The organism is Lachnospiraceae bacterium, assembly GCA_025758065.1.
Classification (GTDB): domain Bacteria; phylum Bacillota; class Clostridia; order Lachnospirales; family Lachnospiraceae; genus Enterocloster.
On record CP107199.1, the window covers coordinates 3,005,173 to 3,028,629 of the forward strand.

Genomic DNA, 23,457 nt, shown 5'->3' on the forward strand with positions numbered 1-23,457 from the left:
TCTTTCCTGCACCTGCTTTTGTGGCTGATTTTCCGCCAGTCGCACCCGAATTTCATCAATGTACGCACCGCGTACACCTCAGAAATTTGGGCACAACTGACAAAAAATCTTCTCACAAAATCAGGCACAGAAAGATTCCGAGAGAACATATAAGATACAGGTGGTAGTATATGAGAGAACGGATCAACCGCCTGGCCCGCGGGATCATTGACAGCAGCGTGCCAGAGCTGGTAATAAAGCCAGAAAGGATCGAAGGGATCCTTTCGCCGGGAGAGTCCGTGCGGGGAGAGTTTTCCGTTCAAAGCGGAAATGACCTGTATATCAAAGGACTGGTATATACCGGAAATGAGAGGATAAAGGTTGAAAACGAAGCCTTTGGAGGCCTTCGCAATCACATTATATATGACATCGACACCTGCTATTTAGAGGATGGAGATACGATAAAGGGATCTTTTTACCTGGTCACAAACGGAGGCGAGAAAGAGATTCCTTATTCTTTGTGTGTACAGGCAGGAAACAGGACAGAAAGCCTGACGGGTTTAAAAACCCCCAGGGACTTTGCAGTTTTGGCAAAGAAAAACTGGGAACTGGCATTGCGCCTGTTTGAATACCAGGACTTTATAGAAGCACCATTTATGCAGGATGTGCAGACCAGGACCGTTTATGAGGGCTTAAAGGGACGAAATGGGCGCAACAACCTGTTAGAAGAATTTTTAGTTGCACTTCATGTAAAAGAACCGGTTTCTTTAAAGGCAGATGTATCCAGGCTTGTATTAGATGCTCCCCAAACGGCAGCAGAAAATGTAATACAGCTGGCTGCCAGCGGCTGGGGATATGCAGAGGTCCAGGTGGAGGCAGATGGAAGCTTTCTTTCCATTGAGAAAAATGCTGTGACTACCCATGAGTTTGACCAGGATAGGTACCAGATCCGGTACCAGATCTTTCCCCAGTATCTCCACGGGGGAAGGAACTTTGGGGCAATACGTATTAAAACCTTACGCCAAGAATTCGTTCTTCCTATAGAGGTAGTAAAAAAAAGCACCCAGGGCTCAGAAGGAAGAGAAAAGAAGAGTGCAGATAAAGCTTCTGTTTATGAATACAGTAAGCTGCTTTTACACCAGGAATTTACATTAGAAGCAGATCAGCAGTTAAACAGAACTTTGATGAAAAAAACAGAAAATCTGCGTGTCCGGCTTCCGGAAGATATAGAGGTGCGCCTTTGGAGGACAGACCAGCTTTTAAAAAACGGCAGAAAGGATACTGCTGTTTCAGCACTTGCAGAAATGCGGGATGCCGTATTAAAATGCAGGGACATAAAGCCGCAACTTTACTGTTATTATCAGTATCTTGAGCTTTTAAATGAACCTTCAGAAGAAAAAAATGCAGGACTGGCCCGTTATATACGAAAACTGCTTTCTGAGACCAGAAGGACAGATGGACAGCTGTTTCATCTGCTGGTAAAAACAGACAGAACCTGCCTCCAGAATCCGTTAGAGCTGTATGAACAGATGCGTTCTATGTTTGGGCATGGCTGCAGAAGTCCGTTTTTATATGGAGAGGCATGCAGGCTTTTAAATATGTATCCGGATCTGTTTGTGAAAATGGGAGATTTTGAGGTACAGCTTTTATTAAGCGGACTGAAAAACAACTGGCTGAGTAAAGAAATCTCTTTAATGGCAGCTGTATTTTTGTCCAATGTAAAATATTATCACAAATTATTAGAGCGCCTGACAGCAGGTTTATATAAGGCTTACCCGGAAATGAAGATATTGGAAGCTTTGTGCAGTCTTCTGATCCGGGGAGACCGTAGGGACCGTTCTTCCTTTAACTGGTATGAAAAGGCTATGAAGGCCCATATCAATCTTACAAGGCTGTATGAATATTTTCTGTATTCTCTTCCAGAGGATTACGGACATGCCCTTCCAAAAGAAGTGCTGTTATATTTCTCTTATGACAAGACCCTGGATCAGACGAGCCGCAGCGTTCTCTATAAAAACATTTTACAGTATGTAAATCCGTCTACCCAGGTTTATCAGACTTATGTGCGGGAAATGGAACAGTTTGCTATGGAGCAGCTGTTTGCAGGAAGGATGAACAGTGCATTGGCAGTTATTTATGAACATATGCTTTATAAAGATATGATCGATGAAAAGACTGCGGCGATTCTTCCCAGAGTATTATGCTCCAGTCGTGTAAAATGTGAAAACAGTGCCATGAAATACGTGATCGTCCGTTGCGAGGAGCTGGGGGGAGAAGAGGCATTTTTACTGGAAAATGGAGAAGCCTATGTGCCGGTAGTGTCTAAAAATACAGTGCTGTTCTTCCAGGACACGTATGGTGGCCGCTATTTGAACGTCAGCTGCAGGCGTCTTCCTGCTATGGATAAAAAAGAGTTGCTGGATCAGTGTTATGAGGTATATCCGGCTCATCCGGTACTGAAGCTGCGTGCCTGCGAGACAGTAGTAAAAAAAGGTGTTGAAACAGAAGCAGATGTGCTGCTTTTAGAGGACACTTTAAGCCAGTTAAAGTTAAATCCTGTTTATGAGAAAAAGCTTCTGGGTCTTGTAACAGACTATTACTGTAAAAAGGCAGCTTCTGATGCAGAAGGAGAGGAAGAACGCTGTACTTTCCTTCTGCAGATGGACAAATCCCTGCTGGACAATCAGACCCGTGGGAAAATATGCGAAATACTGATCAGCTGTAATTATCTGCGGGAAGCCTATGATATGCTGGTAGATTATGAGATTGAAGATATTGACCCGGGAAAATTGCTGGATCTGTGTACGCGTATGATCCTTTTACAGCTATTTGACCAGGATGAACATCTTTTATATCTGGCAGCAAGGGTATTTGAGGCAGGAAAGGCAGACAGCGTGATCTTAGATTACCTCTGTGAACATTATAATGGCACCACAGCCCGGATGTATGAGATACTGATCCAGGCAGTAGGAGCCCATGTGCAGACCTATGATATGGAAGAACGGTTGCTGGCCCAGATGCTTTTTACCGGCAGCTGTGCCCGGATGGATTCGGTTTTTGAACTCTACATGAAACGGAAACAGACCAGGGAAAGCATGGTCAAGGCTTATTTTACCCAGAAATGCATCCAGTATTTCCTGGAAGGAAAAGAAATCGACCAGACGATTTTTGGATATCTGAAAAATGCAGTAAATGCTAGCCTGAATAAAGAAAAAATACCTACCATTTATCTTCTGGCTCTTACCCGGTTCTATGGGGAGCAGAAGGAGATGGAGGTCTCAGAAGAAGAGAAAAAGCAGCTTCAGATGATGACAGATATTTTATTAGAAGGGGGAATGGTGTTCCCTTATATGAAAGAGCTGGCCCGTTTAGTGTCTGTGCCTGAGGACATTATGGATAAGACGATCCTTGAATACCGGGGCGATAAAAACAGACAGCCATGGATCGAAATGCGTATTCTTCCCCAGGAAGAGCATTTTACAAGAGAAGAGATGCGTCGCGTTTACCAGGGCATTTACATAAAAGAAATGACCTTATTTAAGGGAGAGACTCTGGAATATCAGATCTATGAGCGGAGAGAAAGCGGCGCCGTTCTTGTAAAAGAAGGTCGTGCAGTCTGCGATCTGAAGTCAGAAGGTAAAGACAACAGCCGTTTTGCCTGCTTAAACCAAATGTCAGAAGCACTGGCACAACAGGATGCTGACGGACTTTTAAAGGCAATGGAAGATTATGTAAAAAAGTCTATGGTTTTAGGGATTTTATTTCCGGTGAAATAAGAACATCGCCGTTGCAGTTTAACTGTAACACATTGTCAGATAGAGAAGATAAAATGCACTAAATGTACTCTCGGAATCTTTTTGTACTTGATTTTGCGAGAAGATTTTTTGTCAGTTGTGCCCAAATTTCTGAGGCGTACGCGGTGCGTACGGTGATGAAATTTGGATGCAACTGGCGGAAAATCGGCCGCAAAGGCAAGTGCAGGAAAGACTCCGAGAGTACATACTAAGTACAATGGAGGAAACGAATAGATGGAAGGACTTGTAATAGGGCTGGATCTGAATGATGACTATTCCCAGGTCAGCTGCAATGAAAAAGAAAAGTCCTGGACAGTTCCTACGGTGATCTGCCGCAGAAAAGAAAAAGAAACCTGGCTTATAGGGGAAGAAGCTTATGCAGCCACTCTTCTTGGCGAGGGGGTCATTGTAGATAAACTGCTGAAAATGGTCCGCAAAGATGGTACTTCTACTATAGGAGGCATCTGCTATACAGGAATGGATCTTTTAAAAATATTTTTAAAGAAACTGCTGGAATATCCCTTTAAAGAATTTCATACAGATGAGGTGGCCCAGCTTGTGATCACCATGCATAAAACAGATGCAAGAGTTACGGATTGCCTGATGTATTGCGCTGATCATCTGAATATCCCCAGGGACCGGGTCCATGTGATCAGCCATACAGAAAGCTTTGCTTACTATGTTTTAAGCCAGAGAAAAGAACTTTGGAGCAATCAGGTAGGCTTATTTGAGTTATCAGAAGACAGGCTGTGTTATTATGAAATGAAGGTGCAAAGAGGCATGCGCCGCAACATGGTCCAGGCAGAAGCCCAGAACCAGGAGGAAGCCTTTGATCTGGATATTTTAAATTCCCCTTCCGGAAGTAAGCTGGCAGACCAGATTCTTTGTTCCTGTGGGGAAAAATTATTGGAGAAAAAGCTGTTTTCTACTGTATTTCTTACTGGAAAAGGTTTTGAACGCCAGGACTGGGCCACCGGCTTTATGAAGCTTGCCTGCAACCGCAGAAGAGTGTTTGTGGAAAATGTATTATTTTCCAAAGGAGCAGCTGTTAAAGCAGGTGACTATCTGGCACAGGGAACAGAATTCCCCTATGTGTTCGTCTGTGAAGGACGTTTAAAGGCAGAGGTAGCTTTAAAAGTGATGCGGGCCGGGAAAGAGATCTTGCTGGCAGTAGCTTCTTATGGGGACAACTGGTATGAGTCAAAAAGCTCACTGGAGCTTATTATAGATGACCAGAAGGAAATCGAGTTTATCATTTCCCATCTGGATTCCCGAAAGAAGCGGATCGTTTCCGTGCCTCTTAGCGGATTTCCGGAGCGGCCAAGACGTACTACAAGGATCCAGATGAATATTGGATTTACTGATGAAAATACCATGGCAGTGGTGATCCGGGATAAAGGCTTTGGGGAATTGTTTCCAGCCAGTGATACAGTTATCAGACAAGAGGTGATCCTATGAGTTTATTGCTTTGCAGAAGGGAGAGAGTAAAACATCCCTTTTATATCGAAGTGCTGGGAATCCATATTTATTCCTCCCAGGAGCTTTGCTATGTGATCTATCATCACCCCTTATTAGTGATGAATGATTTTGCAGATGCCTCTTTGTTTTCCTTTATCAAAAATGAGCTGGGACTTGGTTTTTTAGCTGGCCGTATGGAAAAGCTGATAGAAGCAGGGGGAAAGCCGGAAGAGGCTTTATATCTTTTTCTTGCAGAATGTGATTATTACACGGAAAAAGAAGCCCAGAAGTTCAAGCAGACAGCAGCATCGTACAGGAATCTGCCGGAACATGCCTATGAAAAGGCAGTGGCTGATTATCTTTTTTCCGGAAAACAGTATGGAAGAGCGGTGCAGCGCTATAAAGGGCTTGTGGAAGCAGAGGAAAATAAAAAGAAAGAGAAAAACTTCTGGTCAGAAGTTTACCAGAACTTGGGTGCAGCTTATGTCCAGATGTTCCAGTTCCATAAGTCTTACAAGGCATACAATACTGCTTTTAAGTTAAATGAGGATCCCCGGATTTTGGAAAAGATTTATTTGCTTACCTGTTTTACTCCAGGTCTCTCTGTTGATGAAAGTTATGAATCATTATTTAAGCCGGAGCTTAAGGAAGAATGGAAGCAGAAATTAGCCCAGGCGGAGCTGACCGCAGGACAGGCAGAAGGTTTAAAAACGCTGCGTGCTATGTGGAAGCAGGATCCGGCAGGTCAGTTAGAGCGTGCAGGACGTCTGGTGGGAAAATGGAAAGATGAATACAGAGTTACACAGGGGTAAGAACCAGGAGGCATAAGATATAAAATGGCATTTCAGACAGCAAAGGAATACTTGGAAAAAAGAGGCTTTGACCACAGGATAAAGGAGTTTGATGTCTCCAGTGCAACAGTAGAACTGGCAGCAGTGGCAGTAGGCTGCGAACCGGCCCACATTGCAAAAACACTGTCCTTTTTAACAGGAGAAGGACCGGTCCTTATTGTGGCAGCTGGAGATGCGAAGATCGACAATCACAAATATAAATCCTTTTTCGGTGTAAAAGCAAAAATGCTGACCGTAGAGCAGGTGGCAGAACTGATCGGCCATGAGGTTGGGGGTGTATGTCCTTACGGTATTAAAGAGGGCGTAAAGGTGTATTTAGATGAGTCTTTAAGGCGCTTTGATGTAGTTTATCCTGCATGTGGAAGCAGCAACAGCGCTGTTAAGCTGTCTATCCCGGATCTGGAAAAGTCCTGTGACTTTGAACAGTGGGTGGATGTGTGCAAACTGCCTCAGTAACGGTGAACATGACCGTATTATGAAACTTTTCTCTTGACAAAACCAGAAAAAATACGTATGCTTGAAAACAGCAGTATAAAAAACGGTGATGAACAAGAGGAGTACATTTTTAAGACCCTCAGAGAAAGCGGCTCACTGGCTGAAAGGCCGCTTGGGAATACTTAAAAGTGGAAGGTAGCTTGTGAACCGGACAGGTGAGAAAGATACATTAGCCTGTTCCGTTGGCCCGCGTTAAGGGAGAGAGCAGGAAAGATTATGATATAGTTTAAGCTTTCGTGTTCCGTGAGATGACCGATGTGTGCTATGAAGATACTGGTCAGATCAAAGGTGGTACCGCGATATAGTCGCCCTTTGCTTCCCCTATGGGATGCAGAGGGCTTTTATTTTTTTAAAGGAGAATGCAGATGAAGGAACTGGAAAAGACCTACAATCCGGCGGAAATTGAAGACCGCCTCTATGACAAATGGCTGAAGGGAAAATATTTCCACGCAGAAGTAAACAGAAGCAAGAAACCATTTACCATTGTTATGCCGCCGCCAAATATTACCGGCCAGCTGCATATGGGACATGCACTGGATAATACCATGCAGGATATCCTGATCCGTTATAAGAGAATGCAGGGATACGAAGCATTATGGCAGCCAGGCACTGACCATGCAGCCATTGCAACGGAAGTTAAGGTTATTAACAAACTGAAAGAAGAAGGGATCAGCAAGGCTGACCTGGGAAGAGAAGGCTTCTTAAAGGAATGCTGGAAGTGGAGAGATGAATACGGCACCCGTATTGTAAAGCAGCTCCACAAATTAGGCTCTTCCGCTGACTGGGACAGAGAACGTTTCACCATGGACGAAGGCTGCTCTGACGCAGTTCTGGAAGTTTTTATCAAATTATATGAAAAAGGATATATTTACAAAGGTTCCCGTATTGTAAACTGGTGTCCTGTATGTAAGACTTCTATTTCTGATGCAGAAGTAGAGCATGTAGAGCAGGAGGGAAATTTCTGGCACATTAACTATCCGGTAGTTGGAGAGCCAGGACGTTTTGTAGAGATCGCAACCACCAGACCTGAGACTTTGTTAGGTGATACTGCAGTTGCTGTCAATCCGGATGATGACCGTTACAAGGATATTGTTGGAAAGATGCTGGAACTGCCGTTAACCAACCGCCAGATCCCTGTTATTGCAGATGAGTATGTAGACAAGGAGTTTGGTACCGGCTGTGTTAAGATCACACCGGCCCATGATCCAAATGACTTTGAGGTTGGAAAGCGCCATAACTTAGAAGAGATCGTTATCTTAAATGATGACGCTACTATCAATGTGCCTGGACCATACTTCGGCATGGACCGTTATGAGGCAAGAAAAGCCATGGTAGCAGACCTGGACAAAATGGGCCTGTTAGTAAAGATCGTTCCTCATTCCCACAATGTAGGTACCCATGACCGCTGTAAGACTACAGTAGAGCCTATGGTAAAACAGCAGTGGTTTGTAAAAATGGACGAAATGGCTAAACCTGCCATTGAAGCTTTAAAGAACGGCCAGTTAAAATTCGTTCCGGAAAGCTTTGGAAAAACATATCTTCACTGGTTAGAGAACATCCGTGACTGGTGTATTTCCAGACAGTTATGGTGGGGCCACAGGATCCCTGCATATTACTGCCAGGACTGCGGCAATGTTGTAGTTGCAAAAGAAGCACCAGCTGTATGCCCGAAGTGCGGAAAGACTCATTTTAAACAGGATGAGGATACTCTGGATACCTGGTTCTCCTCTGCATTATGGCCATTCTCTACTCTTGGCTGGCCAAATAAGACAGAGGACCTGGATTATTTCTATCCGACAGATGTACTGGTAACAGGATATGATATTATCTTCTTCTGGGTGATCCGTATGGTATTCTCCGGTATTGAACAGACTGGCAAGTGCCCATTTAACACTGTTCTCATCCATGGTCTGGTAAGAGACTCCCAGGGACGTAAGATGAGCAAATCCCTTGGAAATGGTATCGATCCTCTGGAAGTTATTGACAAGTACGGTGCAGATGCGCTGCGTATGACCCTGATCACCGGCAATGCCCCTGGAAATGATATGCGTTTCTACTGGGAGCGTGTAGAAAACAGCCGTAACTTTGCAAATAAGGTATGGAATGCTTCCCGTTTCATTATGATGAATATTGAAAAGGCAGCTGATATTTCCGGTGTTACTGAAGAAGACCTGACACTGGCAGATAAGTGGATCCTTTCCAAGGTAAATGCACTGACTAAGGATGTAACAGAAAATCTGGATAAATATGAATTAGGTATCGCTCTTCAGAAGGTATATGACTTTATCTGGGAAGAGTTCTGCGACTGGTACATTGAAATGGTTAAACCAAGACTGTACAATGAAGAGGATGAGACTAAGGCCGCAGCTATCTGGACTTTAAAGAACGTACTGATCCAGGCATTAAAGCTGCTGCACCCATTTATGCCGTTTATCACAGAGGAGATCTTCTGCAATTTACAGGAAAAGGAAGAGACAATTATGCTTTCTGACTGGCCTGTATATAAGGAAGAGTGGGCATTTGAGGCAGAGCATGAGGCTACTGAAACTATTAAAGAGGCAGTAAGAGCCATCCGTAATGTGCGTACATCCATGAACGTTCCGCCAAGCAAGAAGGCAACTGTTTATGTAGTATCTGAGGATGATGCTGTATTAAAGATCTTTGAGAACAGCCGCAGTTTCTTCGCATTCTTAGGCTATGCCGGCGAAGTCATCCTGCAGAAGGATAAAGCAGGCATTGGTGAGGATGCAGTTTCTGCAGTTATCCACAAGGCAGTTATCTACATGCCATTTGCAGAATTAGTAGACATTGAAAAAGAGATCCAGCGCTTAAAGGCAGAGGAAAAACGTCTGGAGGGCGAATTAAAGCGTTCTCATGCTATGCTTGGAAATGAGAAGTTTGTAAGCAAGGCTCCACAGGCCAAGATCGATGAAGAGAAGGCAAAACTGGAGAAATATACCCAGATGATGGATCAGGTAAAGATACGTCTGTCACAGCTTGAAAAGTAAGTTTAAGTTAATGAAAACGGCCCGGATGGCAGTCTATTTGCCCTTCGGACCGTTTTGCCAAGCAGAGAGGAATAGGGTATGGAAGCACAATGGGAAGGAAATCTTGATACGTTTGGCGGTTTTGCTCTTTCTTTTGATGGTCTGTGTCTACGGGATGATGGAAGCCGTTCCAGAAAGGTCTGGAATCTTTTAAGCTACCTTATTTTAAACAGAGAACGGGATCTGGGGGTGGCAGAGCTTTACCAGCTGCTGTGGCAGGATAAAGATGAGGAAAATCCTTATGGAGCCTTAAAAACACTGGTATTCCGCGTTCGCCGCCTGTTAGAAGAAGCCGGTTTCCCGGCAACAGCTATGGTACTTAGCAGTAAAGGCATTTACCGGTGGAATCCGCAGTTGTCCATGAAAGTGGATGGAGAAGAATTTGAACATTTAAGTAAGCTGTGTCTGGCAGAAGCGTTTGATATGGAAACAGGAAAAGAGCAGTGGAAAACTGCACTTTCTCTTTATAAAGGAGAATTTCTTCCAGGAGCCGGTGATGCTGCCTGGATGAAAGAAAAAAGAGAGTTTTACAGTGGCCTTTATAAAAGGCTGGTGCGTAAAGTGTGTCTATGGCTTCTTGAAACAAGGCAGTATAAAGAGGCAGAACAGATCGCAGATGCAGGTTTAAGTCTTTATGAATACCAGGAAGAATTTGAAGGCTGCAAGATCTTAGCTCTTTACTACATGGGACAGGTGGAAGCCGCTTTAAACCGGTATCTTATGGCAATGGACAAATTTTATAAGGAACACCAGCTTACACCTTCTGATCAATTTAAGGAATTGTACCATCTGGTAAGCACCAGTCATTTAGAAGAGCCAAAACCATTTGAGGATATTGCTGCAGAATTATCAGAGCCGGAAATCCCAACAGAGAAACAGACAGAGAACCGTTTCGGGGCTTATGAATGTGAGTATTCAGTCTTTAAACGTCTGTTCTGGCTGGAACGCAGGGCAGTGGCCAGAAGCGGCGAGTCCGTATATTTGTGTCTGTTGAGTATAGAACGGCCAGATGGCAGAAAAATGAAGGCGGATGTGTTAGGCAGGGCTGCAGAACGGATGAAGATGGTGATCCAGGGTTCCCTGCGGGCCAGTGATATTTTCTCCCGTTATAGTGTGAGCCAGTATGTTGTACTTATCCCTGCTGCGACCTACGAAAACTGTGAGGCAGTGATGGAGCGGATCACGCGGGCCTTTAACAAAGGGTATGTGCGCAAAGATGTGGCTGCAGTAAGCCGGATCACAGCGGTTTTTCCTGCGGACCGCGAATGCTTTTGACCTCTCTGATACTGAATTGCTACGTGCATTGCACTCCCTCAATATAAAAAATTTACATAGGATTAATTAAAATGAAATTGAAAAATGCATTGATATTACTTTTGACAGCTACCATCTGGGGTGTTGCATTTGTTGCCCAGAGTGTAGGAATGGATTATGTACAGCCTTTTACTTTTAATGGGGTGCGAAGCATCATCGGCGGTCTTGTGCTTATCCCTGTGATCTTTGTCCTGGATAGAAAGAAGAAGGCAGAAGAAAAAGATTATAAGGCACCAGGCGACAGAAAAACGCTGATCTTAGGCGGTATCTGCTGTGGTGTTGCTCTTGGTATTGCAACTAATTTACAGCAGTTTGGTGTAATGTATACAAGTGTGGGAAAGGTTGGCTTTATTACTGCCTGCTACATTATCATTGTGCCGGTTTTAAGCTTGTTTTTAGGTAAAAAATGCAGTCCGGCTGTTGCAGGAGCAGTTGTTCTTGCTGTTGCAGGTCTTTACCTGCTTTGCATGTCAGGAAGTGACCGGGGAATCCAGAAGGGTGATTTCCTTGTTATGATCTGTTCCTTTATTTTCTCTATCCATATTATGATCATTGACTATTTTTCACCGGCAGTAGACGGAGTGAAAATGTCCTGCATCCAGTTTTTGGTAAGTGGTGCTATTTCATTGGTAGGTATGCTGATTTTTGAAGAACCGCACATTACACAGATCCTTATAGCATGGAAGCCTATTCTTTATGCAGGTGTTATGTCCTGTGGCGTGGGATATACCTTACAGATCGTAGGACAGAAGGGGGTCGATCCAGCCAGTGCTTCTTTGATCTTAAGTCTGGAGTCCAGCATTTCTGTACTTGCAGGCTGGCTGCTCTTAGGACAGAAGATGACAGGAAGAGAGATCCTTGGCTGTGTTCTTATGTTTTTAGCTATTGTGCTGGCACAGGCGCCGGACGTTATTTTAAGTCGAAAAAACGGGGGAAGATAGAGTTGCGGACCCTGTAAAATTCGTATACTATGGAAGAGGATCCTGTTTTGTAAATATGATCCTGGAAAGGACTTGGAAAAATATGGAAGAGACAGGTGCGAAAGATTATCTGGACCAGCTTCCTATGTGGGCCAATAAGAAAAACTCTTTAAAAGATATCAGGGTATTTTTAGACCGCATGGGGGCACCGGACAGAAAGATCCCGGCAGTCCATGTAGCGGGAACCAATGGAAAAGGTTCTGTATGTGCTTTTATGACCTCTGTATTAAAAAAAGCCGGTTTTCGTACAGGAACCTTTATTTCTCCTCATCTGGTGGAAATCCGGGAACGTTTTCTCATAAATGGGGAGCTGGTGGAAAACGGGATTTTTGAAGAGGCTTTCAGGGAAGTAAAAAAAGCGGCAGAGGCTATGATGAAAGAAGGTTTTTGTCATCCTACTTTTTTTGAGTTCCTTTTTTATATGGCAATGGTGATCTTTGCAAAAGAAAAGGTAGATGTGATGGTCATAGAGACTGGTCTTGGAGGCCGTCTGGATGCTACTAATGTGCTGGAAAAACCGGCAGTCTGTGTGATCACTTCAATCAGCAAAGATCATATGCAGTATCTGGGTACCACCATTCCTGAGATTGCAGGGGAGAAGGCTGGTATCATTAAAGCCGGTGTGTCTGTGGTATTTGATGATTCAGATGCAGAGTCTGGGGCAGTGATACGCAACAGGGCAAAGAAGATGAATGCACAGTGTTTTCCTGTGTCGGATCTTCTTTATGAGGCAGTGAATGGTGCCAAAGAGGGAAGTGACTGCCTTTGTCTTAAAGAAAAAGAAGATTATGGACAGGCTTCTGGTCTTGACTGTTCAGAACTTGTTTTTATTGTTCCTTTTGAAGCACCTTATCAGGCTCAGAATGCATTTCTTGCTGTGACAGCTCTCCGGGTTTTACGAACATACGGCGGTATTTTTGAAAGGTTGGCGGATGAGGTGATCCAGGATGGGATCAGGGAAGCACGCTGGCCTGGAAGAATGGAAAGAGCAGCTGAAAATATTTATCTGGACGGAGCACACAATCCGGGGGGGATCGCAGCTTTTATTCAGGCAGCAGGAAAGATCCAGGAAAGAACCGGTAAAAAACCATGGCTTCTTTTTGCAGCTGTGTCAGATAAAGAGTATGAGACCATGGCAAAAGAACTTTGTGAAGGTCTTGACTGGTGCGGCATTGGTGTGGTACATATGAACAGTGACAGGGGGCTGTCAGCAGAACGGCTTTCACAGGTTTTTAAGAAATATGCCTCCTGTGATGTAGTTTCTTTTGAGGATACAAAAACTGCTATCAGCCAGATGAAGCAGACAGCAGGAGGGGGCATTTTATTCTGTGCAGGCTCCCTGTACCTGATTGGAGAGCTGAAGGTTCATCTGGAGGATGAAAGGAGCAAGATACATTGATCGATTTTGAAGAAGAAATAGAACGTTTTAAGCCAAGTCTGGACGTAGAAGCGGTAGAGGATGCCATTGTAAAAAGCGACCTGACAGATATGACAGACATTATGATGGAACTGATCAAGGAAAGAGACGGAAGTAAAAGATGATGGATATTGCAGCAAAAAACAGACAGGTAGCCAACAGCTACTATAATCTGGGGCTGGAAAAGGCGAAAATACGGGATCTTTCCGGTGCAGCCCAGTGCCTGAAAAAAAGCCTGCATTTTTCCAAATACCAGACAGATGCCAGAAATCTCCTGGGTCTGATCTATTATGAAAATGGGGAAGTAGCAGATGCACTGGTACAGTGGGTCATCAGCTTAAATTTACAGCCGGAAAATAATCTTGCAGATCATTATTTAGATGAGATCCAGCGAAAACCCGGACAGTTAGAGGCAGAAAGCCAGAATGTGAAAACCTTTAACCAGGCTTTGTGGCATGCCCAGAACGGCAGTGATGATCTGGCGATCCTTCAGCTGGCCCGTGTGGTTGGTGCAAAGCCCCACTTTGTGAAGGCACATTTGCTTCTGGCCCTTTTGTATATGCGGAGGGAAGATTATAATAAGGCGGGACGGTCTCTTTATAAGATATTACAGATTGATAAGAGCAATCCAAAAGCCTTGTATTATATGTCTCTTGTAAAACAGAATACTGGCCGGGCAGATGCGGAAAAGAGGAAGATGATCAAGGCATTTTCCCACAGGCAGATGCAGGATGATGATGTGATCATTCCCAATACTTACAAGGAAAATACAGGTCTTTCTACGGTATTTCACATTATCATCGGTCTTATTTTAGGTCTGTTTGCTTTCTACGTGCTGGTGCTTCCTGCAAGAGAGAGCAGTTTAAACCGTACCAGGGATGATGAGCTGATCGGCTATATGCAGCAGCTGAATAATGCAAACCAGCAAAATGATACGCTGCAGCAGAAAAATGATGAACTTACTGCCCAGAAGGAAGAGGTACAGAAAAAACTGGACGAGCTGACTACAGGAAACACCAGTGTGCTGGCCCAGTATCAGAGTTTGATCTGGGTGCTCCAGTATTATCGTACAGGAGATCTGGTAGCAGCAGCAAAGACCTTTGCAGATGCCGGCTTTGATATGATCGAGGATGAAAATATCCAGGCGATCATAAGCAGCATCCGTCAGGATATGGCAGGAAATATCTACCAGAGCCTGGTGCAGCAGGGACTGCAGCTGTGGAACGGCGGTGACAAGACCCAGGCTATGGATTATTTTCAGGCCAGTTTAAAGATCCAGCCAGATAACCCGGAAGCTATGTTCTATGTAGGCCGTCTGTATCAGGAATCCGGAGATACGGAAAATGCAAACGCCATGTTTGACAAGATCGTTGGAGAACATGGAGACTCTGAATATGCCCAGAAGGCATCAACGGCAAGAGGATATTAAATGTGAAGATACCAGGGTCAAAAGGTCGGAAATCCCATGCAAGCTTGCCTGCAGGAGGATTTTTGAACTTGGGACCCGCCAAAAACATGAGTAAGAGTGATCCGCCCAGGGCGGAAATGTGAATAGGAAAAGTGAATATCAGATCATACAGCAGAGAAAAGAATAACTACCTTTTCTCTGTTTTTTATTGCCCACCCGCTACTGGCGGGTGGAGTTATTAAGGAGGAACCAAGAACCATGAAACAGACAAAAATAACCTATGAAGCTTTTGGCGATACATTGCTTATACATATGCCAAAAGAACTGGATCACCACAACTGCCGTGACTTAAAACGGGACACGGACCTGATGTTAGATGAAAACTACATCAACCGTATTATCTTCGATTTTGGAAAAACAGAATTTATGGATTCTTCCGGGATCGGGATCCTTTTAAACCGTTATAAGCAGATGGCGGCCAGCAGAGGTACTGTAACTTATTACGGTGCAGGTCCAAGAATACTCAGGATCCTTGAGATGGGCGGTCTGGGGCGTCTGATCCGGGGGTTTAAGGACCGTGAAAGCGCATTGGGAAATTTATAAAAGCAGGAGGATGGAAAAAGTGGAAGGACAGAAGGAACAAAATGGCAGAACCGGGCAAAAGGAGCATGTAAGGCTGGAATTTGAAAGCTGTTCTAAAAATGAAGAGTTTGCCAGAGTTGTGGCAGCTGTATTTATGAGCCGCTTAGATCCAACATTAGAGGAGACACAGGATGTAAAAACAGCAGTGTCAGAGGCAGTCACCAATGCCATTATCCATGGCTATGGAAAAGAGGCCGGAGAGATATTTATGGACATGACGGCAGATCCGGCAGAAAAAACGCTGACTGTCTGCATAACAGATACAGGAGCAGGAATTGCGGATGTAAAAAAAGCCATGGAGCCTTTGTATACAACAGATACAACAGGGGAACGCTCTGGTATGGGCTTTTCCTTTATGGAAGCCTTCATGGATGAAGTTATTGTAGAGTCAGAACCGGAAAAAGGAACGGCCGTGACCATGAAAAAACATATTGGAAGGTGAGCCTTATGGATGAAACCCTGAAAATGATCGAATTGGCTCACCAGGGAGATAAAGCAGCCAGAGACAGGCTGGTAACAGATAATCTGGGGCTTGTATGGAGCATTGTAAAACGCTTTGCAGGCCGTGGATATGAACAGGAAGATCTGTTTCAGATCGGAAGCATCGGGCTTTTAAAAGCGATTGATAAATTTGACCTGCAGTATCAGGTGCGGTTTTCTACTTATGCAGTGCCAATGATCGCAGGCGAGATCCGAAGGTTTTTGCGGGATGACGGAATGATTAAGGTAAGCCGTTCTTTAAAGGAACTGGTGGTAAAGGTATTTTCTTTAAAAGAACAGCTGACGGATAATTACGGAAGAGAACCTACAGTGGAAGAGATCGCAAAAGAATTAGGGGTAAGCAGTGAAGAGGTGGCTGCATCTTTAGAGGCAGGCGCCCAGATTGAGTCTATTTACAGACCGCTAAGTGCTACAGAAGGAGAAAAAGGAGTCTTAATGGACAAATTAGAAGAAAAGAGCGAAGCTCAGGAACAGTTATTAAACAGGCTTACATTGGAAAAGCTGATGAAAGATCTGGGCGAGCAGGAAAAAGAACTGATACTGCGCCGCTATTTTTATGGCCAGACACAGACAGAAACGGCAAAAGCACTGAAGGTTTCCCAGGTACAGATCTCGCGTCTTGAGAAGAAATGTTTAAAAGAGCTGCGAAAGCGTTTTGAAGGATGAGGACAGGTGGATAAAAGAGAAGAGATAAAATAACGAATAAAAATCAAAAAAAGGCACATTCTAGCTTTGAAAGGATGTGAACCTGATGAAAATGAAAAGTGTGAAAGCAGTTCTTATTCTCCTGCTGCTCATAGCAGGAATGGTTACAGGGTATCTGTTGTGGAAAATGAAAGAACCGGAATATGAGAAAGAAGGCTTATTTGTAGATAACGGTGTAGTGGCTTATTATAACATGACAGAAACCGGAGTTGCAGCCTATGCGTCAGCACCGGCCAGTGTACTGATAGAAGAGGAAGAAGGGCAGAGTGAAGCTTTATGAGCCAGGGAAGCAGCAGCCAGAGCCAGACGGTCTATATACAGTTAAACCAGATCACGGAGATCTGCCGCAGGGATGTGTTTTTAAAAGATATAGGGGAAGTAACCTGCCGGGACAAGGTGATCTTAAGCAAATGCCGGGCTTTAAAGGTAAAAAGCATCCCTGAAAAAGAAGCCAGACGGTATGTAATGAGCGCTTTGGAAGTAGTGCAGAAGTTAGAATCCATAGATCCGTCTATTGAGGTAAACAATCTGGGAGAATCGGATTTTATCATTGCCTATAAGCCGCCAAAGGCTCCAGAAATGTGCTGGCAGTGGCTAAAAACCTTTTTTGTGTGTCTGGTCAGCTTTTTTGGGGCGGCATTTGCCATTATGACCTTTAATAATGATGTAAATGTAGGGGATGTGCTGGGACAGGTCTATTTTCAGGTGATGGGGCGGCAGCCAGATGGATTCGGGCTTATGGAAGCAGGCTACAGTGTGGGGCTGGCTGTTGGCATTTTAGTATTTTTCAATCATTTTGCAGTAAAAAAGCTGAATACAGATCCTACGCCTTTAGAGGTAGAAATGCGTCTGTATGAGGAAAATATCTGTAAAACACTTATTGATCAGGCTGATAGAAAGGAGAAAGAGATTGATGTGGATTAAAAATGTCTTTCTTCTTTTTTTCGGTCTCTGTGCCGGGGGGATCATTGCAGCAGGGGTGTATGCGTTTCTGGCGATCATCGGCGTATTTGTGCGGATGATCGGAAAAACGAAGACGAAAAAGCATATTATGCTTTATGAAAATATGATCATCCTTGGAGGAGTGCTTGGAAACATTATGGAGCTTTATAAGGTGCGGCTGCCCTTGGGAGAGGTATTTGGGCAGATCTTTCTTCTTACAGGGGGTGTCAGTGTAGGGATATTTACAGGCTGTCTTGTTATGTCTCTGGCAGAAACTTTAAAGGCTCTTCCTACATTTTCCCGGAGGATACGGCTGTCAGTGGGACTTCCGTGGCTGATCGCCGCCATTGCAGCAGGAAAGTGTGGCGGTTCTATATTATATTTCTGGAAAAGGATGGCAGCCGGATGAGGATATTAAGAATAGGATCATTAAAACTGGGTATTAAAATAGGATATTAAACCAGGATCGTTAGGAAGGAAATGGATATGGAGATCGATAAGAAAAAATACGCAGACTACATCAAAGCGATCACCCCGGTTCACAACCTGTGGATCTCTATGGGAAAAGCTTTTATAACAGGAGGCCTGATCTGTACTCTGGGGCAGTTTATCATGAACTGGGCCACTGACAGGTGTGGATTGGAGGCAGAGGCTGCAGGTACCTGGACTTCTATTATACTGGTATTTTTAAGTGCTTTATGTACGGGACTTAATATTTACCAGAAACTGGTAAAATTTGGCGGAGCCGGAGCTTTAGTGCCGATTACAGGCTTTGCTAATTCCGTAGCCGCTCCTGCAATAGAATTCCGCTCCGAAGGCCAGGTTTTCGGTATTGGCGTAAAGATATTTACCATTGCAGGACCGGTGATCTTGTATGGCGTGGGAGCAAGCTGGATTTTAGGAGTGGGATACTGGGTTTTACAGAAAATGTGAGCTTTTGGTAAGCATAAAAATAAGTTGTAATAAAAAGAGCTGCATGGCTCTTTTTTTATGTTGGCAGAGTATGTTATAATAAAAGGAATAATATACAGTTTTTTTAGAAGCTGTGAATATATGCAATTAATTAGGTGGAGGAAAATGCCATGGATCATATAGCATATTTATCAAGCCAGAATGATTATATTATATTTAATTATAAGGGAAAGACAGTACGATTTAAAGGACCATATAGTTTGCAAAAAATTGTAAAAGTAAAAGAATGGGATGAAGGATATATTGTGGTAGATGTAAAATATGCAAATAAAAAAGAACTTACAGAAGACTATATAGATCTGGTTCCTATCCTTGAAAGACTTTATATTAATGCGCCTGAATTTTTAAAGCCAATTAAAAAAGTGGAGGTTCGATATGCCAGTTGAACAATTGAAAAAAATTGCAGATGAAGCAGATATGATCGTTGCCGGATACGCATTTACTAAAAATGCAGAGGGGCTGATACAGGTATTAAATTTAAGTAATCCGGAAGAAGCTTGCGTTCTTCAGAAAGATGGTACGATGGTAGAAACAACAATGGATACGATTACTGTTTTAAAAGTGCAGGCTTATTACTTGAAAAACAGGGAATTTATGGAGGAAGAGGATGCCTAAGTATTTTCCATTTAAAGTTGCCGGATATTATCTGTATTATACAATGGAGTGTGTGATCGAATGTATGCATGTCCATGCCAGCGATAAAAGATTAACGGAAAAAGGTTCTGCAAAACTCTTTGTAAAACCGGATGGAGAAACGATCGTACAGAGACAAGGTGTAGTATCAGAGTCAGATATGAAAAAAATACGTAAGTATATCAAACTTAATCATGAGACTATGTTTGAAGTTTGGTCACAAAATTCTGTGCATGGTTATTATGGAGAAAATAAATAGAGAACAATAAAACTAAAGTGATATAGCAATGTATTTTGGGAGAAAAAAGTTAAACATGAATACACGCAGATTAGGAAAAACTGGACTTCAGGTAAGTGAGGTGGGTTTCGGCGGGGAATGGTTGGAACGACACCCAGAGGAGAAAGGAGTGGAACTGATCCGTTATGCTTCTTCTAAGGGAATTAATATTTTAGACTGCTGGATGGCTGACCCGAAATCCAGGGATGTGATCGGAAAAGGGATCAAAGAAAACCGCAGCAAGTGGTATATCCAGGGGCATATCGGATCTACCTGGAAGAACGGCCAGTATTTCCGCACCAGGGATATGAAATATGTGCGTCCAGCCTTTGAGGATTTGTTAAAGAGGCTACAGACAGATTATATTGATCTGGGAATGATCCATTATGTAGATTCTGAGGAAGAATGGGAAAATATTCTTCGCTCAGACTATATGGATTATGTAATGGAATTAAAAAACAATGGTGTGATCCGCCACATCGGAATGAGTTCTCATAACCCGAAGGTGGCAGTAAAAGCAGCAGCGTCCGGCTTTGTGGAAATGATCCTTTTCAGCATCAATCCGGCTTTTGATATGCTTCCTGCCAGCGAAAACATTGACACCATGTTTGCAGATGAGTTTGATGCAAGCTTAAAAGGAACTGACCCGGACCGGGCCCGTTTATACAAAGTCTGTGAGCAGAATGATGTGGGCATTACCGTTATGAAGGGTTTTGCAGGGGGAAGATTATTTGATGAAAAACGTTCTCCTTTTGGTGTAAGCTTAACACCGGTACAGTGTATCCACTATGCATTGACCCGTCCGGCAGTTTGTTCCATTATGTGCGGCTATGATACAAAAGAGCAGGTAGACCAGGCAGTGGCATATGAAAGTGCTTCTGAAGAAGAAAAAGACTACGCATCTGTGATCGCCAACGCGCCATTCCATTTCTACAAAGGAGAGTGTACCTATTGCGGTCACTGCAAACCATGCGTAGCCAATCTGGATATTGCCATGATCAACAAATTTTATGATCTGGCTACCATGCAGCCAAAGGTTCCGGCAACTGTGCAGTCCCATTATGAACTGCTGGAGCATAAAGCTTCTGAATGTATTGGCTGTCATGCTTGTGAGTCACGGTGCCCATTTGGAGTACCGATCGCAGAGCGTATGGAGAAAACAGCAAAATTATTCGGCTGTTAAATAAAGAACAAGGAGACAAACACATGGAGCATCTGCGCTGCGTAGTGGAGCGGATTACATATCAAAATGAGGAAAATGGCTATACAGTTTTAAAATGCGCAGTAAAAAACTATAGTGACCTGGTAACAGTGGTTGGTATTATGCCGGATACCCATGTGGGTTCTGTCCTGTCTTTAGAAGGCTTCTGGAAAATGGATGCAAAATACGGCAGGCAGTTTTGCACAGAGCGGTTTGAGGAAACACTTCCTGCCACTGTATATGGCATTGAAAAATATCTTGGGTCCGGTCTTGTAAAAGGGATCGGGCCTGTTTTTGCAAAAAAGATCGTGGAAAAATTCGGCGAAAATACGCTGGATATTATTGATGAAACACCAGAAGAACTGATCAAGGTCCCTGGCATCGGAAAAGTGCGGGCAGAACGGATCAAAACCAGCTGGAAGGACCAGAAAGAGATCAAAAACATTATGCTGTTCCTTCAGAGCAACGAAGTCAGCACTTCTCATGCCACTAAGATTTATAAAACCTATGGAAAAGAAAGTATTTCCATTGTAAAAGAAAATCCGTACCGTCTGGCAGATGATATCTGGGGCATTGGATTTAAAACAGCAGATTCCATTGCGGAGAAAATGGGCATTGATAAGACGAAATTTGTACGTCTGCGCAGTGGGATTTTTTATACTTTAAATAAACTGGGGGAAGAGGGACACTGCTATGGAGAACGGGAACAGCTGGTAAAAAAGGCGAAAGAACTGCTGGAAGTGGAAGAAGGGGAGATTGAAGTTACTTTAGATGAGATGCTTCGCACCAAAGATGTGATCCAGGATGAAGAGGCTATTTATCTGCCGCCTTATTATTTCTCAGAGAGCGGTTGTGCGAAGCGGCTGCTGGAACTTTTGCTTACCGGGCGAAAATCTGTGTCCGATGATGAAAGGATCGTGGAAAAAGTGGTATCTCAGTCTGATATCACCTACGATGAGATCCAGTTAGAAGCAGTAAAAACAGCCATCTCATCCAAAGTCATGATACTCACCGGTGGTCCGGGAACTGGAAAAACTACTACAACATTGGGGATCATATCTGCATATAAGCTGGCTGGTTATAAGATCCTTCTGGCAGCTCCTACAGGACGGGCAGCAAAGCGTATGGCAGAGGCAACCGGCATGGAAGCCAAGACCATTCATCGTTTGTTAGAGTACAAACCACCGGAAGGATACCAGAAAAATGAGGATAAGCCGCTGGAAGGGGATGTATTAATACTGGATGAATGTTCCATGGTGGACATTATGCTTATGTACAACCTGCTAAAAGCAGTCCCGGAACAAATGTCACTGGTTCTGGTAGGTGATATTGACCAGCTTCCAAGTGTAGGCGCCGGAAATGTGCTCCGGGATATGATCGATTCCGGGCGGATCCCGGTGGTGCGTCTGACCAGGATCTTCCGTCAGGCCCAGGGAAGCCGTATTATCATGAATGCCCACAGGATCAATAAGGGAGAAGCCATTGATATGAGGGGTGGTAAAAATGCCGACTTTTTCTTCGCAGAAAAACAGACAAAGGAAGAAGTGGTGTCAACGCTGGTACAGTATTGTAAAGAAAATCTGCCCCGGTATTACCATGTGGATCCTGTTCAGGATATACAGGTGCTAACTCCTATGCAAAGAGGGGAGTGTGGTGCTGTCAACTTAAACCAGGTGCTTCAGGAAGCCATGAACCCAACTGATATCTGCCTGCGCCGTGGCGGCACCCAGTATCGCCTGAACGATAAGGTAATGCAGATCCGCAACGATTACGACAAAGAAGTATTTAATGGGGATATTGGGACTATCTGCAAAGTGGATATGCAAGAACGGGAGCTGACGGTAGATTTTGACGGGCGGAAGGTGATCTATGACGTGACAGAGCTGGATGAGCTGTCATTAGCCTATGCAGTAACCATTCACAAGGCCCAGGGAAGCGAATATCCCATTGTAGTCATGCCATTTACCATGAGCCATTTTGTGATGCTTCAAAGAAATCTTCTGTATACAGGAGTGACAAGGGCAAAGAAGATACTGGTGCTGATCGGAGAGAAAAAAGCTGTTTTTTATGCGATCCGCAATGAAACAACAGCAGGGAGAAATACAAAGCTGGCGAAACGTCTGATGCCGGAAAGCGAAGAGTCAAAAGCAGTGGCGGCGGCACTGGCAAAAAAGCTGATCCAGGGAGAAGAAGATACTGGAAATGCCGGATCATTTACACAAAGCTCTGCATCAGCACTAAAAGAAAAAATGATCGTATATAAAAACAGCATCCAGCCGTCTATGTTGTGTGAAACACCAGCCGTTTACCAGGGGGATCTCTGGAAACGCCTTTCCCAGTCAAAATTCCGCAGCAGCTTCACATTAAAAGCCAACGACAGGCATTATGTTTTAGAAAAAGGAATGGATACTGTACGAAGCCATGCCACAGATTTTATACGGGACAGACTTGCCCCGGCAGAGCCCAAAAATGATGGAAAACAGACACCTATGCGAGGTCATCCTGTATTTATTGCCCAGCATGCCACAGGTACCTGCTGCCGCAGCTGTCTGGAAAAATGGCATCATATCCCCAAGGGGAGAGAACTGACAGAAGTGGAGCAAAAATATGTGGCAGATGTGATCATGGAATGGATTGCGAGGCAAATGGGATATGAGGGATAAAATTGCACATTTTTCCAAACAAAACACCACTTAAAACCCCGCATAAACACTGATTGTATGCACCAAAAAACAAACATTGTTTTTTCTTTAACACAAGAAAAAATTTATCAAATAATCACTTGCCTTTCTCTGAAAATATGATATTATTCGTGTTGAGTTAAGAGTAGCTAACAATCGC

At 43.8% G+C, this 23,457-nt stretch carries 22 protein-coding genes and 1 other annotated feature; all 22 genes read left to right on the forward strand.

The features are described from left to right. Window positions 1-170 precede the first annotated feature (170 nt). The 22 genes from OGM16_13990 to OGM16_14095 all read left to right on the forward strand — a co-directional run bounded on the left by OGM16_13990 (window position 171) and on the right by OGM16_14095 (window position 23,279). Window positions 171-3,755, forward strand: coding sequence for a DUF5717 family protein (locus OGM16_13990; GenBank protein UYJ45901.1), 3,585 nt, complete (start codon window positions 171-173; stop codon window positions 3,753-3,755). 252 nt (window positions 3,756-4,007) lie between these two features. After that, a complete protein-coding gene (locus OGM16_13995) occupies window positions 4,008-5,231 on the forward strand; it encodes a DUF5716 family protein (protein ID UYJ45902.1) in 1,224 nt (407 codons plus the stop codon). Next, window positions 5,228-6,043 (forward strand): hypothetical protein, encoded by an 816-nt coding sequence (locus OGM16_14000; GenBank protein ID UYJ45903.1) that lies wholly within the window; start codon window positions 5,228-5,230, stop codon window positions 6,041-6,043. The genes OGM16_13995 and OGM16_14000 overlap by 4 nt, the downstream gene beginning before the upstream one ends. Window positions 6,044-6,067: 24 nt before the next feature. Then, window positions 6,068-6,538 carry a YbaK/EbsC family protein gene (locus tag OGM16_14005; protein ID UYJ45904.1) on the forward strand — a complete coding sequence of 157 codons (471 nt, stop codon included), beginning with the start codon at window positions 6,068-6,070 and terminating at the stop codon, window positions 6,536-6,538. A gap of 79 nt (window positions 6,539-6,617) precedes the next feature. Then, window positions 6,618-6,893 (forward strand) — a binding site (T-box leader). 49 nt (window positions 6,894-6,942) lie between these two features. Next, the gene (locus OGM16_14010; protein UYJ45905.1) at window positions 6,943-9,585 is read left to right on the forward strand and encodes a valine--tRNA ligase; all 2,643 of its coding nucleotides are present in this window, start codon (window positions 6,943-6,945) and stop codon (window positions 9,583-9,585) included. Window positions 9,586-9,663: 78 nt separating this feature from the next. After that, a complete protein-coding gene (locus OGM16_14015) occupies window positions 9,664-10,899 on the forward strand; it encodes an SARP family transcriptional regulator (GenBank protein UYJ45906.1) in 1,236 nt (411 codons plus the stop codon). A 71-nt stretch (window positions 10,900-10,970) separates the two neighbouring features. Continuing rightward, on the forward strand, window positions 10,971-11,879 hold the full coding sequence (locus tag OGM16_14020) for a DMT family transporter (GenBank protein ID UYJ45907.1): 909 nt from the start codon (window positions 10,971-10,973) through the stop codon (window positions 11,877-11,879). An 82-nt stretch (window positions 11,880-11,961) separates the two neighbouring features. After that, on the forward strand, window positions 11,962-13,317 hold the full coding sequence (locus OGM16_14025; GenBank protein UYJ45908.1) for a bifunctional folylpolyglutamate synthase/dihydrofolate synthase: 1,356 nt from the start codon (window positions 11,962-11,964) through the stop codon (window positions 13,315-13,317). Beyond that, window positions 13,314-13,460: a hypothetical protein gene (locus tag OGM16_14030; protein ID UYJ45909.1), complete on the forward strand. Its 147-nt coding sequence runs from the start codon at window positions 13,314-13,316 to the stop codon at window positions 13,458-13,460. Before OGM16_14025 ends, OGM16_14030 begins: the two co-directional genes overlap by 4 nt. Continuing rightward, entirely contained in the window at window positions 13,457-14,764 is a 1,308-nt protein-coding gene (locus OGM16_14035; GenBank protein UYJ45910.1) for a tetratricopeptide repeat protein, read from the forward strand. The genes OGM16_14030 and OGM16_14035 overlap by 4 nt, the downstream gene beginning before the upstream one ends. A 237-nt stretch (window positions 14,765-15,001) precedes the next feature. Beyond that, window positions 15,002-15,346: an anti-sigma factor antagonist gene (locus OGM16_14040; GenBank protein UYJ45911.1), complete on the forward strand. Its 345-nt coding sequence runs from the start codon at window positions 15,002-15,004 to the stop codon at window positions 15,344-15,346. Window positions 15,347-15,356: 10 nt separating this feature from the next. Continuing rightward, window positions 15,357-15,827, forward strand: coding sequence for an anti-sigma F factor (gene spoIIAB / locus OGM16_14045; GenBank protein UYJ45912.1), 471 nt, complete (start codon window positions 15,357-15,359; stop codon window positions 15,825-15,827). Window positions 15,828-15,832: 5 nt separating this feature from the next. Next, on the forward strand, window positions 15,833-16,552 hold the full coding sequence (locus tag OGM16_14050) for a SigB/SigF/SigG family RNA polymerase sigma factor (protein ID UYJ45913.1): 720 nt from the start codon (window positions 15,833-15,835) through the stop codon (window positions 16,550-16,552). 85 nt (window positions 16,553-16,637) lie between these two features. Further along, on the forward strand, window positions 16,638-16,871 hold the full coding sequence (locus OGM16_14055) for a hypothetical protein (GenBank protein ID UYJ45914.1): 234 nt from the start codon (window positions 16,638-16,640) through the stop codon (window positions 16,869-16,871). Next, a complete protein-coding gene (locus OGM16_14060; protein ID UYJ45915.1) occupies window positions 16,868-17,515 on the forward strand; it encodes a stage V sporulation protein AA in 648 nt (215 codons plus the stop codon). The genes OGM16_14055 and OGM16_14060 overlap by 4 nt, the downstream gene beginning before the upstream one ends. Continuing rightward, a complete protein-coding gene (locus OGM16_14065; protein ID UYJ45916.1) occupies window positions 17,502-17,942 on the forward strand; it encodes a stage V sporulation protein AB in 441 nt (146 codons plus the stop codon). Before OGM16_14060 ends, OGM16_14065 begins: the two co-directional genes overlap by 14 nt. Window positions 17,943-18,019: 77 nt before the next feature. Further along, window positions 18,020-18,466, forward strand: coding sequence for a SpoVA/SpoVAEb family sporulation membrane protein (locus OGM16_14070; protein ID UYJ45917.1), 447 nt, complete (start codon window positions 18,020-18,022; stop codon window positions 18,464-18,466). Window positions 18,467-18,615: 149 nt separating this feature from the next. Continuing rightward, window positions 18,616-18,891, forward strand: coding sequence for a hypothetical protein (locus OGM16_14075; protein UYJ45918.1), 276 nt, complete (start codon window positions 18,616-18,618; stop codon window positions 18,889-18,891). Beyond that, window positions 18,881-19,120: a hypothetical protein gene (locus OGM16_14080; GenBank protein UYJ45919.1), complete on the forward strand. Its 240-nt coding sequence runs from the start codon at window positions 18,881-18,883 to the stop codon at window positions 19,118-19,120. The genes OGM16_14075 and OGM16_14080 overlap by 11 nt, the downstream gene beginning before the upstream one ends. Further along, window positions 19,113-19,397: a DUF4160 domain-containing protein gene (locus tag OGM16_14085; GenBank protein ID UYJ45920.1), complete on the forward strand. Its 285-nt coding sequence runs from the start codon at window positions 19,113-19,115 to the stop codon at window positions 19,395-19,397. The genes OGM16_14080 and OGM16_14085 overlap by 8 nt, the downstream gene beginning before the upstream one ends. A 55-nt stretch (window positions 19,398-19,452) precedes the next feature. Next, entirely contained in the window at window positions 19,453-20,598 is a 1,146-nt protein-coding gene (locus tag OGM16_14090) for an aldo/keto reductase (protein ID UYJ45921.1), read from the forward strand. A gap of 23 nt (window positions 20,599-20,621) precedes the next feature. Then, window positions 20,622-23,279 (forward strand): ATP-dependent RecD-like DNA helicase, encoded by a 2,658-nt coding sequence (locus OGM16_14095; GenBank protein ID UYJ45922.1) that lies wholly within the window; start codon window positions 20,622-20,624, stop codon window positions 23,277-23,279. Window positions 23,280-23,457 lie beyond the last annotated feature (178 nt).